5 protein-coding genes and 1 pseudogene are annotated in these 13,093 nt (G+C 41.2%); 4 read left to right on the top strand and 2 right to left on the bottom strand.

From position 1 onward, the window contains the following. Positions 1-864: 864 nt before the first annotated feature. The 4 genes and pseudogenes from NOS7524_RS31155 to NOS7524_RS06185 all read left to right on the top strand — a co-directional run bounded on the left by NOS7524_RS31155 (position 865) and on the right by NOS7524_RS06185 (position 7,629). A complete protein-coding gene (locus NOS7524_RS31155; RefSeq protein WP_442789475.1) occupies positions 865-4,152 on the top strand; it encodes a PKD domain-containing protein in 3,288 nt (1,095 codons plus the stop codon). Positions 4,153-4,373: 221 nt separating this feature from the next. Continuing rightward, positions 4,374-5,087 carry a rhomboid family intramembrane serine protease gene (locus NOS7524_RS06195; protein WP_015137621.1) on the top strand — a complete coding sequence of 238 codons (714 nt, stop codon included), beginning with the start codon at positions 4,374-4,376 and terminating at the stop codon, positions 5,085-5,087. Positions 5,088-5,244: 157 nt separating this feature from the next. Further along, positions 5,245-5,631: pseudogene (locus tag NOS7524_RS06190) on the top strand (response regulator); the annotation flags it as partial. A gap of 360 nt (positions 5,632-5,991) precedes the next feature. After that, entirely contained in the window at positions 5,992-7,629 is a 1,638-nt protein-coding gene (locus NOS7524_RS06185; RefSeq protein WP_083882639.1) for an IS1634 family transposase, read from the top strand. A 462-nt stretch (positions 7,630-8,091) separates the two neighbouring features. Here NOS7524_RS06185 and NOS7524_RS06180 read toward each other — a convergent pair whose 3' ends face one another. Together NOS7524_RS06180 and NOS7524_RS27740 are read right to left on the bottom strand one after the other, a co-directional pair. After that, positions 8,092-10,179, bottom strand: coding sequence for an ATP-binding protein (locus NOS7524_RS06180; RefSeq protein WP_015137619.1), 2,088 nt, complete (start codon positions 10,177-10,179; stop codon positions 8,092-8,094). Between the two features lie 180 nt (positions 10,180-10,359). After that, positions 10,360-12,732 carry an eCIS core domain-containing protein gene (locus NOS7524_RS27740; RefSeq protein ID WP_015137617.1) on the bottom strand — a complete coding sequence of 791 codons (2,373 nt, stop codon included), beginning with the start codon at positions 12,730-12,732 and terminating at the stop codon, positions 10,360-10,362. Between the last annotated feature and the right edge of the window lie 361 nt (positions 12,733-13,093).

Genomic DNA, 13,093 nt, shown 5'->3' with positions numbered 1-13,093 from the left:
CGGATAATTAACTCAAATACCGTTCTAGAGGATACCGGAGAAGCTTTCGCTTATGGCTATAAGAATGGCAACTGGCGACTCGAAACTGTCGTTGATCCCTTGGATAATGAAGATACTGGGGCTGGGGATCAACTAGGTTATGCCGTAGCTATCAGTGGTAACACAGTCATGCTCGGAGCGCCGCAACTTAATGGCCGTCCTGGTCTTCCAATTGATACGTCTGGAGCGGGTTATGTCTATCTGCGGGAAGTATCTCCCCCCACCCGCGTCACAGACATTATCAATAATGAAATTCTCCTTACAGGTGGTCAGGCAAATGTGTTGAAAGGTACGGTGGGAGGAATGACTATATCTGACTTCAACTTCTTTGATGTGGCAGATGTGGGAGTCCGAACAGGTAACGCCAACGACCAAATCACGATAGAAGAAGCTGGTCTAACCGCTTTAGGGCTACAGAACTTTAGTCTGGAAACAGGCGTAGGGGATGACACCTTAACAGTTCTCTCAGAAAATCTTACCCCACCCAGAGCAGAAGGCTATACTCTATCTGGTGACTTTGGCGATGCTCAATCGGGTGACGAACTACCGGAAGGGGCTGAATACGTTCCAGTTAACGGCAAGTTTAGCTTCGATGGTGGTGCTGATGACAACCACCTTAATGTCAATGTTGATGCTGATTTACGCTTGGTTGATAATCTGCTCACGGTTAATAACTTTGATGAGTTAGAACTTAAAAACGTAGCAATTGCAACTCTAACGGGTGGTGCTGCTGGTGATGTCATCACGGTTGAGCAATGGAGTGGTGAAGTTCACGTTGATGGTGCGGGTGGTTCTGACCAAATCAAAATCTACCTGGATCAAGTTGTGGATGCAACAGTCAGCGACTCAGGTGGAAACAATGCAGATCAACTCACGCTCCTGGGTAGCGTTGGAGATGACTATTTAGTTCTGCACACCAACGCTGTTACTTTGGGAACAGATAATGTAGTTAATTACAGTGGTATTGAAGTCTTACGGATATCTGGTCAAGCAGGGGCAGACAAATTTAACATCAATGATGCTGATGCTCAAAGAGTATATGTTGATGGAGGTGAAGGATCAGATACCTTTAACCTGAGAAATAGCCTAACTGGTGGCACTTTTGTTAGCTTCAGCGATAGTGGTTCTTCTAATGATGTAGATACTCTGCATACGCCTCAGTCTGCTGCTGTTAACGAAATCTTCACCGTCAACCAAGGTACAGCACGATATGACGAAACCATCGAGGTTTACAATATTACTCCTGTGATTAGCAGCCTAACGGGTGATACTAACCTCAACGAAGGAACGCCAGGAACTTGGAGAGCGATCGCGTCTGACTCAGGAGATGATACCCTAACTTATACTTGGAACTTTGGCGATGGTAGCCCAGAAGTCACCGGAGCAGAAGTTAATCATAGCTATCGTGACAACGGAATCTATACTGTTACCCTCACCGTTACCGATGATGATGGTGGTGAGACAAGTAGGAGTTTGAATGTCACGGTTAACAATATTGCTCCTGTGATTAGCAGCCTAACGGGTGATACTAACCTCAACGAAGGAACGCCAGGAACTTGGAGAGCGATCGCGTCTGACCCAGGAAATGATACCCTAACTTATACTTGGAACTTTGGCGATGGTAGCCCAGAAGTCACCGGAGCAGAAGTTAATCATAGCTATCGTGACAACGGAATCTATACTATTACTGTCATTGTCTCCGACGGAGATGGCGGTGAGACGAGTCAGAGTTTGAATGTCACGGTTAATAATGTTGCACCTCAATTGACTGTTGTTGAGAGTGAAGTCAATATTCAAGAAGGACAGACTGCTATTAACAGTGGTACATTCAGTGACATTGGTAATGATATTGTCACCCTCACAGCATCAAGAGGAACAGTAACCCAAAAACAAGATGGTACTTGGAGTTGGGAATTTAACAGCACTGATGGACCAAATGAAACTCAAACAGTCATCATCACTGCAGAAGATAGCGAGGGTGCTAGAACACAAATCAGCTTTAACTTGATAGTTAATAATGTTATACCCAGTATTACCAGCATTGAAGTTCCCACATCCTTAAATGAAGGACAAGAAGGTAGTTTCAGTGCATTAGCAACTGATGTTAAAAATGACAACCTTACCTATATTTGGGATTTTGGTGATGGTAGCACTAAAGTTACTGGTTCAGCAGTAAAACATATCTATGGTGATAATGGCATTTATATCGGTACTCTTACCGTAACAGATGATGATGGTGGAGTAACTTCTCAACAATTTAATGTCACAGTGAACAATGTTGCTCCAGTAGTCAAAGCTGGTAAGGCTCAAACTATTAACAAAGGTGGCTTGATTAACTTGAGTGGCAGTTTCAGCGATGTTGGTACTTTGGACACCCATACCATTAATTGGGACTTTGGCAATGGCGTTACAGCTACAGGAACTCTCAAACCCATCTACACCTACACAGAAAGTGGCTCTTTTACTGTTACCCTGACAGTTACTGATGATGATGGTGCTGTAACTAGCGATCGCCTAACCGTCACGGTCAAACCATTCAATCAAGCTACAATTGTCTCACCCCCTCCTGTACAACCACCATTGACTGTTGAATCCTTACCAGTTGGTATCTTCCTAGTCAATCTCACTGGGCAAATCACTGTTGACTTTTTAGCCGATGCAGGTACCTATAATGGAGAACTGGCTCTTTTCAGCTTAGAAGGCATGGACACATTAGCTCCTGGTTCTACGGAATTTGTCAGAGAAGCAGCCCGTCGCGCCCTCAGTAACTCAAATTTAGGCTACATCCTCATCTCCGATTCTATCCAAGGAGCGCGCTTCCAAGGTGAATTAGGAGAAGTAGACAAAAATGATGGTATTTATTCAGCACCGATCACTGTTCAACTCAACGCCAACACCAGATTTGCCTTTGTCCTTGTTCCCAATGGCACTGTACAGGAAGTTTTCAATAATGCAGCCATTAATGGTGCTAAACGTCCTTTATTCTCCATATCTGCGGCTAATCCTAGAGGACTAACTCAAATGGGACGGCTAGACCCTGGCGATTTGAATGGTGGTGTCTTCGGTTTTGAAGATTTGCGTTTAGATGGCAAATCTGACAAGGATTTTAATGACATTATTTTCCAACTCAAAGGTGCTGTTGGTAAAGGATTGACATTATCTGAATTAATCGCTAAAGGCAAGGTTTGGTCACAAACAAATTTAGGTCAGCGATTGTTGAAGTATGCCCTAGATAACGGCACATTTAACAACACATCTCCCCAATTACTGGCTGCTTTGGTTAATGATACAGGTATAAGCCAATTGGATGGTATCACTTCAGATTTTGCAGTGGAGGGTAATCTGTTATCTCTAACGCCAATTACCCAACTACAAGCCAGTCTGTTAGGAACTGATGGTTTTGTCGATATCTTGTCTCAGCTAAAACCAGATGGTAGTTTTGTCTTAAGCCGACAACTGTTAGCCCAAATAAATGGTCAAAACTTGCAGGATGGTAGCTACACCTTATCACTTAAAGCTATGAATGCCTGGAAAGAAGAAAAAACTTTTGCTCTTGACTTTATCTTAGACACCACAGATCCTCTTGCACCCACAGACATCACTGTAGATCAGGTAAATACTAATAGCCCACTACTGACGGGAGAAGCAGAAGTTAACACCTGGGTTGAGCTATTTAATCAGGTTGAGATTTTAGGTAAAACCCCCAGTAACGGAACCTGGCAAATTGAAGCTACTGCTTTGGCTGATGGAGTTCAACAAATTAGTGTCAAAGCCATAGACGCTGCTGGTAACGTTAGTCTCCCCTCCACATTTGAATGGCGAGTTGATACTAAGGCTCCCTTACTTAATGTCACAAGTCCAATTGCAAATGCACAATTGCAACTAGGCTCTAGATTGCAAGGCACAGTCCAAGAAAATGGCTCTGGTCTTGCTAATTTAACTTATCAGTTTGATCAGGGAAATGAAATAACTGTGAGTGTAGATGATAATGGGGAATTCGACCAGGAATTGAATTTATCCGGTGTGCAAACAGGTGTCCGTATATTGACCCTTCATGCTACTGATATAGCTGGAAATTTGACGACGAATTCGATTGAGGTACAAATTATGTAACTTAACCTTTGTAAATTTAAAGAGTTACTCTGCTTGGTATGTATCCCTGCATCGGATACCGTTGGGAAGAAGTAGGGGAGCAGAGGAGAAAAACTAATAACTAATGACTATTGCCTATTGCCTATTGCCTATTACCTATTACCTATTGCCTATTACCTATTGCCTATTGCCTATTGCCTATTGCCTATTGCCTATTGCCTATTACCTATTGACTAACCCTTATGATTCCTATTAGTGATAATTTACGTTCTTATAAGCAACCAATGGTTAACTATTGGTTGATTGGTATTAATATCTTGATATTTTTATGGGAACTCAAATTAGAAGTTAGCGGCGAGTTAGGTGCTTTTGTCAATGCTTGGGGTGTGATTCCAGCCCAGATGAGTACAGCTATTCATCATGCACTGTTCATTAATCCTGCCGCTTGGATAGTGGTTGTAGGACGTTTATTTTCTCTATTATTGGGAATCTTTCTTCACGGCAGTTTTAGTCAGATTTTAGGTAATTTGCTATTTTTGTGGGTGTTTGGCAAGACTGTAGAGAATATTCTAGGACATAGACGGTATTTGGGATTTTATCTTATTGCTGGTGTTTTAACAGGAATAGGACAAATCCTCATTGAACCGAGTTTAACGGTACCATTGATTGGGGCAAATGGAGCGATCGCAGCTGTTTTAGGGGCTTACGTGATGAAATATCCCCAAGCCAAAATAGATACAATTTTGCCCTTAATTTTGATATATATCCCAATTCAGCTACCAGCTTATTTCTACTTATTTTGGTGGTTTATTCAACAGTTATTCTACGGCATCGGCAGTTTAAACATTCCGCCTGTAGGTGTAAATCAGGCTAGCCTAGCTTACTGGATGCAGATTATAGGTATGATTATTGGTGCAGCTTATATGCGAAAGTTATCGGGGTTGAAAAGGGGCTAGAGTCTAGTAATTTTTACTCAACACTTCCCACCCTGCTCAACACTTCCCTTCGCGACGCTAGCGCGAACAGGGCTACCATCTTCCCATGTTATTTAGGTGTGATAAATTAATCAGTGTGGAAAAATAATTAACAACTTCTCATTCTCAATTCCCTATGCTGACAGGTTCACGAGTGTTGGTAGTAGATGATGAACCGGATATCCGAGACTTGGTGACTTTTATATTAGAAGAATATGGTGCGGAAGTAACGGCTGTCACCTCAGCATCAGAAGCTTTAGAAGCAATGTCTGAATCACTACCAGATGTGTTGATTAGTGATATTGCTATGCCAGAGATAGATGGTTATATGCTGATACGTCAGGTGAGACAGCAACCAGCACAACAGGGAGGAAATATCCCAGCGATCGCACTGACAGCTTACGCCGGAGAAGTCAACCAACAGCAAGCGATCGCCGCCGGGTTTCAAATGCACATACCCAAACCCATCGATCCAGATGAATTGATGGAAGCGATCGCTAGTTTGATTCAGTCGAAAACTGGATAGAATTATGTGACAGGTGATAGGTGATAGGTGACGGGTGACAGGTGACAGGTGATAGGTGACAGGTGACAGAATTGGAAGCCTTTCATTGTAACCCACCTTCCGCACCCTAACTGTCACACATCAAGCAAAGCCAGCAAAGTAGTACACAAGAACTAAAGTCAATTCAATTGCTAAGAGAGGTAATGAGAATAAGTTGCATTAAAATCGACAGGGGGAGTGAGAAAGTGAAGTTTTGCCGCAGAGATAAAAGAAAGGAAAAGAAAAGTTCAGAGAAAAAAATTAATTGCTCATAAAAAGATAAATGAGAAAATCACAACAGAAGCTGTGGAGAAATCTGTTGTGCAATTGCCACCCCAAGAAATGGAAATTCAGAACATAGACCATCTAGGGATAGTAGCAGGAATAATAGATAGGATAGGATTAGTAGAAATAATCAATGAATTAATAGGAGTTGAAAAAGGAGAAAAAATCAGTTCAGGTCATGTTGTCAAAGCCATGATATTGAATGGGTTAGGATTTGTATCCAAACCTTTATATATGTTTCCCAAATATTTTGAAACAATAGCCTGTGAGCATTTAATGGGAGTAGGAGTAAAACCAGAATATCTCAACGACGATAAGCTGGGAAGAGTCATGGATAAACTATTTATCAAAGGACTGGATACAATATTTTCTATCATTGCCTTAAAAGCTGCCCAAAAATTTGGTGTATCTCTGTCATCATCACATTTAGATTCGTCATCAATGCACGTACATGGGCAGTACAACACCAGATTACCAGAAGTAATATTTGAGAATCAACAAATAGGAAATACCCAAGAATCAGAAGAATTAGTAGTAAAATCACCAAAAGAGATTACCATCACCTATGGCTATTCCCGTGACCATAGACCAGACTTAAAACAATTTATCATAGAACTAATATGTTCGGGAGATGGAGATATACCAATATTTTTAAAATTAGCATCTGGAAATCAAGCTGACTCATCCTGCTTTGGTCAAATAGCAGTAGAGTATCAAAAACAATTAGAAGTTGATAGTCTCATAGTTGCAGACTCGGCTTTATACACAGAATCAAATCTGAAATTAATGTCGGATTTACGTTGGTTATGTCGAGTGCCATTAACCATTAAAGCAGCACAATCATTAATATCAACATTAGCAGCATCAGAATTTATTGATAGTAACTTACCAGGATATAAATTTGCTGCAAAAATTGTAAGTTATGCAGGAATAGAGCAAAGATGGTTGGTAGTGCAAAGTCAAGAGCGAAAAGCATCAGACCTGCGTAAACTTTCACAAAAAATTACGAAAGCTGAATCGAAAGCTGTTCTTGAGTTAAAAGAATTATCAAAAGATAAATTTGCTTGTGAGGTTGATGCTGTCAAGGCATTAACCAAACTATCAAAACAATTTAAATACCATCAAATTCAGTCGAGCCAAGTTACTGAAATCAAGTTCAAAAATCAAGATAATCAAGTAGAAACAGCATACCAAATATCAGCGACAGTTTCCCAGGACGAAAGTAAAATTAACACAGAAGTTCTGGGTGCAGGACGTTTCATTATTGCCACTAATGTTTTAGATTTAAATGAACTTAGCAATGACTCGATGTTGAATGAATATAAAGCCCAGCAGTCTTGTGAAAGAGGATTTGCTTTCCTGAAAGACCCATTATTTTTTGCCGACAGTATTTTCCTCAAAAGTCCAGAGAGAATAGAGTCATTGGCAATGATTATGGGTTTATGTCTGCTAGTTTATACCTTGGCTCAACGTCAAATCAGGACTGCACTCAGAAAATCTCAATCAACAATTAAGAATCAGTTAGGTAAATCGACTGACCGCCCCACTTTACGCTGGATTTTTCAATGCTTTCAGTCTATTCATTTAGTTAAATTTAAGAATGAAAAACACATCTCTAATTGGAATCCCGAAAGAGACTTTATCTTAAATCTTTTACCTGATGATTGTTTAATTTATTATCAATTAGCCAGCTAACTCTTCTCTCTATTAATTTTATTTCTCCAATATCATGAGCTAATCTCTTTGATTCATAGCTCTTTTTCTTTTTGCCAATAATTTAGGTTTTTCGCAGGCTTTATGAGTCTAATTTATCATTTTCCTCTTCAACGTCTTCTTTTATTTATCTCTCACTCCTTCCTATTCCCTTAGTTCTTATTGGTACTTATTGAGAATAGGTTTTGATGCCATTTTTGCTGGTTTATTGTTACTCAAATGTCTTTTGACACTCAGTATGTCTGTTTTTATTCTCACTTCGATGTTTCTTCTCCGTTATTTCACTCTGTGATACTTATGGGTGCGGAATGTGGGTTGTAATGGTTTTAGGATTTTTGGATGTCCTAATTTATATGGCGACTGCTATAGTAGAGATGTTCCAGGGAACGTCTCTACAAGATTTCTGGAAAACGCATATTTAATTTCTGGAGATGTCTAGTGTAATCAACGTAAATCTACATATTGACCTAAATCTTTATCCCTGAGAATTTGTCCTATTTTCTGAAACTCTCGACGTATTGCGCGAATTAAATGTACCATCTCAATTACTCCGCCATCATCGGCTGCTAAAAAAGCTGCCGTTAATGCGATATTGCGAATAATAGCCCCTGTAATTTCAAAATTATCTGCAAAGAAGTCTAAATCCAGATTAGGACTACAGGGGGCATTTTTGGGGAAAATTTTCTGCCAAATCAGGCGACGATTGCTGATATCTGGTAAAGGAAACTCAATAATAAATCGGAGTCGGCGCTCAAAAGCTGCATCTATATTGCTACGGAGATTGGTAGTTAAAATTGTTATACCGTCATATTCTTCCATTTTTTGTAATAGATAACCTACTTCGATATTGGCGTAGCGATCGCGAGCATCTTGCACTTCCGAACGTTTGCCAAATAAGGCATCGGCTTCATCAAAAAACAGGATAGCATTAGAATTACTGGCAGCAGTAAAAATCCGATTGAGGTTCTTTTCTGTCTCACCGATATATTTACTAACTATTTGTGATAAATCAATTTTATAAAGGTCTAGTTGCAGTTGATGAGCAATTACCTCGGCTGCCATAGTTTTACCTGTACCGGAAGCACCAGAAAATAGCACATTTAGACCTTTGCCATAAGATAATTTAGCTGCAAACCCCCATTTTTGATGTACTAAATCTCGATATTCTGCTTCTTTGCAAATATCTTTTAATTGTGTTATTTGATTAGAATGCAATACAATATCATCCCAAGTATATTTGGGTGTAATTTTTTGGGCGAGGTTCCCTAAATCATGCCCGGATTGAGCGCGAGCTGCGTTACATAAATTCAAAAATGATGGTAGTGGTTTTTCTGTGCTGCCGATTGAGTTAATTTGTTGCCAACGGGCGGTATTATAGGCAGTAGCGACAGCATCAGCAATTTGGTCTGGAGTCAATAGGAAGCGATCGCTCAAAACATCTAACTCTTGCTCTGTAATAGTTATCTGGGCTGCTTGTAGTTGAGTTTGCCAGCATTCTCTACGTTGGTTGGACTCAGGAATGGTAAAGTTGACTGTAATTAACCCGGTTGCGGTTGTGCCTGTGGGTATCCAATTCTGCACCCCGGAGATGATAGTAATACCTCGATTTTTTTCTAATTCTCTGCAAAAGGAGTGATGGAGAACTTGATGTTCTGGAAGGTAGAGAACATCGAAGTTATCCAGATACAGCAAATAGTTAAAAAACCAAGCTTCCCGCCACAGTATTTGTAGTTTTTCCGCAAAACTGGCTTTATCCTCTACCATCCGTACCAAGTCAGCGATTAACAACGGAACTTCCAGAGTATGAGCGAGAATTTCGGCGTTGCGACGTTTACCAGTGCTATCAGTTCCTTGAAAATAGAGTAGTAGAGGTTGTTGTTTTTGCCAGTCTTCTCTTACTAAAGCTTTTAGTGCTGTTTGCACATCTGGTTTGAGAGATAAACTAACAGAATATATGCTGGGTGCTATTAATTGACAACAATCACCCAGGCGCGAATCTAACCCCGGTTGCTGCAATAGCAATCTCACCACTTGAGAGTCGAGTATCAGACGATGCGCCAGAAGTGTAGATTGCTGATGAGGTTCTGGGGAGAGATGGAGTAGACGGTGGTAAATTAGGGGTGCATTGGTTGTAAAATGTTGACGGCGTGATAGCTTTTCGGGAATAGTAGAACAGAGCAAGTTTAAGACCATATCTACAGTAGGTCTTTTGTTACTCAGATCATCTTGAAGATAAGTATAGATCCGTTCATAGTGACAATCTAATTCTGGTGCTAGGGAAATCGCTAATATATCCAAGTCAAAATCGGATAAGTTAGAAGTTCTTTGCAACCATGCTAAGAGCGAATCTGCACGAATTGTAATTTTTGGTGCTGATATTTGAGTTTTTTGTAACCATGAAACGCCCATTTCTCCCTCTGATCTTTGCTGAGATTGGAGAGCAGACATAGCTTGTTGGATTAGCCAATCTAATCTTTGTAGGAGAGGTTGCAAGCCATTTAAATCGGGACTAATTTCTATTTCTGGAAACATGGGTTCCTGCTGTTGTCGAATCCACTGGATATTCCTTTGGTAATATATGAATATGGAGCAGAGTATTTGGGCGATCGCGCTTTTAGTTTTTACCCGACAAGATCAGGCGATCGCACTTAAAATCATTGACCGTATGTGGCGATCTCTCTGTTTAACTCAACAGTACCCTTCAAAAGCTGATTACTTCGGTGTCGGCAGATCCTCATATGACGTAATCAGTGCCTTCCCTGAGCGCCCCCAAAGGTAGCCCATGCGGTAGAAATCAAACTTGTCCTCATGCTCTTTCTTTTTCATAGTCTGATCATAGATATGCTGAGGCATTGTGAGGCCTGTTCTTAATCGTTCTGTCTCATCTGTCATCCTGCCACTTCGATTATATTCTCCCTGTCCTTCTGTCCATCCAGTGACAAAGAGTCGGCCACCTTCAAAACCCTCCTGAAAATTCTTGTCACCATCAAAATACGGATTGGTTACCTTGGTATTTTTGTCCCGGCGGAGTCCAAAATTGAAACCTTCCTGATATTTATTTCCACCAAACTGTTCTTTCGCCAGTTCGAGTATTGACTTCTTACCTTTCAGGTCTGTTTTGGTGTCAATGATTGTACTGCCCGTTCCCGTCCCGGTCTTGTTATCTTGATCGTGATATTCTATGGCGACGATCCATTCAGGCTTGAGATGCTCTAATAACAGCTCTCGTGCATGGATAGAGCTTTCTTTATATGGGTACTTGCTTTTTTCCCCGCGCACACGCGAGGTATCATAGCCTTCGCCTGTCTTTTCAGCATCGATCACGCCGCCCTGAGAGTAATGGTTGATCAGTAGAGGCGCGTTTGTTACTCCCTGTGGGACTTTGGAGAGATCCACCTTCAGGCGGAAGCCGCGATTTGTACGGAAGTTCTCACCTGTGTTCACATAAGTGGCGTTCACTTTAGGCGTTGCAGTCAGGCTCACACCGCGCTGCTGAGGTCCGCTACCAAGCTTCTGGTGAGCAACGGCGAGCTGTTCAATTGTCAGGGGAACTGTCTCATCCTTCGTCTTGCTGCTTCCTCGAACCAGATCCACGCCCTCATCCCGGTGTTCATAGATATTCGGCTTAGTCTCCCCAGCCGCACGCATATAGGACTGAAACCGACCCTCCATGTGATGAGTCATGAAAAACTCCATCATTTGATAGTAGTTCTTCTCGACATAGGCGTAGCGGCGGGTCATCACCCCACGGCTATCCTTCACATATTCCTTGGGGTCATCGGTAGTAAAGCTGTTTTCAACTCCATACTTCAAGTAGATATCACGGGCAGAACCAGACGTTTCCGCCGGGAACTTGATGGTGAAAGCGTCAGTGCCTTTCTTCAGCGTAGCAATTTTGAGATAATCTTTTTTCTGGTAAGGTTTCTCGTTAGGGTTGTACTCGATTGTTACTTGATCATGGGCAATTCGGAGCTTACCGTCTTTAAAAGGTTCAGTTGCTTTTAATAGCTTTTCCTGCTTATTTTTATTATCAGATGTCAGCTTTTCCGCGTAATACTGACTGAAGCCACGTTTAGTCTTGTCTGCTTTAATTTCCGGAAGTACGTCATCGACAGATGCGGGATAGTTGCTCGGTTCCTTTAGTTGGTTAGCTTTATATTCTTCGCGTTCTTTCGCTCTTTTACGAACATTAATGATCTCTTGGGCGGCGTTCTCAATATCGGTCTTCTCAGTTCCTATTTTTGCGTCGTGTCGAGCCTTTCTAGCATTTTCCCATGTAGTTTTTAAGAGTTTTTGACCCTCTTTCACTTTTTCATCATCGGAGATATTATAGTCGAAACCAATTTTCACACCCCCCACCCGTTGGATTACGCGATCGCTACCTCCACCCGCCTTTTCCTGCTGTATCTTCCTTGTCATCGATTGAGCAACTTGCTGAGAATGTCTCATCTGCAATGCTTTCGTACCCATTACATCGGCTTCTTTCTCCAAACCCTGATCATCATTAATCCCTACGCCCTGCGCCTGTATCGTCGGTTTTACCCTTCCCTGTTTTTGCTGTACAACGTGCCAAGCCTCATGGGGTAAATGCTGCTCTTGTCCTGGTGCAAGATGAATATCACTTCCCTGTGTGTAGGCTAACGCTTGTAACTGTGATGGCTGGGAAGAATTGTAGTGAACACTCACATCATCGATCGCCATCCCAGAGAGATTTTCTATCCCAGCCTTGAGGTGATCTGGTAATCCAGTTTTGTTTTCTGGCTGCGCTTCACATATACCAACATCATCCATTCTTTTGGCTTGTATTGGTGCTTGTCCAGAATTTCCCCAAAGCTGCGCGGAAATCCCTTGAAATTCAGGAACCCACGGCGTTTGCTTCCCGGCAATCATCTCTTTTGTTGACCTTGTACCGATCGCACTCTCTAACTGCTGTCTCTCATCTTCACTGACGCTATTTGGGTCTTGTTGCACTCTCTGTACCACTGAGGATAATGACCCATAACTTTGACTGGGAGCAATGTCTTGATTTTTTGGTGTTGTTCTAATAGAGGCAGAAGCTTTTTGAGATGTTTGCTGGTGGTACATGGATGATCTCCTCTATCAAATGAAGGATTGCGATAAAAGAATAGTGCTGAACTATACTTAATTATTACTTAATTATTTACGTTAGCTAAAAATTTTGCGTGTTTATTATATAACGTAATTTTTAGGTTTAATTGTTACGTATGTTTGCGAAATCACTGAGAAAAGTTGGAGACTGATTTGTAGCACAGTCGCAAAATTCCGAAATCACAAATTCATATCTTCCAAGCCAATTCATTCAATTTCCAACTTTTTCAAAAAATTACGGTTTTTATACTTATTAGCAATAGTTGCAATATTTATAAATAATATTTAATGTATATTTTGTACAATTTGCTACTAACTGGTTGTATTATTTGGGACT

Origin of the sequence: Nostoc sp. PCC 7524 (assembly GCF_000316645.1) — a bacterium.
Taxonomy (GTDB): Bacteria; Cyanobacteriota; Cyanobacteriia; order Cyanobacteriales; family Nostocaceae; genus Trichormus.
The sequence above is the reverse complement of the archived record's forward strand: the minus strand, read 5'-3'. Positions and strand labels throughout refer to the sequence as shown.

Excerpts from the sequence above, each read along its gene's own strand:
- NOS7524_RS06180 (WP_015137619.1), bottom strand. The coding sequence starts at position 10,179 with ATGTTTCCAGAAATAGAAATTAGTCCCGATTTAAATGGCTTGCAACCT.
- NOS7524_RS06185 (WP_083882639.1), top strand. The coding sequence starts at position 5,992 with ATGGAAATTCAGAACATAGACCATCTAGGGATAGTAGCAGGAATAATA.
- NOS7524_RS27740 (WP_015137617.1), bottom strand. The coding sequence starts at position 12,732 with ATGTACCACCAGCAAACATCTCAAAAAGCTTCTGCCTCTATTAGAACA.
- NOS7524_RS06195 (WP_015137621.1), top strand. The coding sequence starts at position 4,374 with ATGATTCCTATTAGTGATAATTTACGTTCTTATAAGCAACCAATGGTT.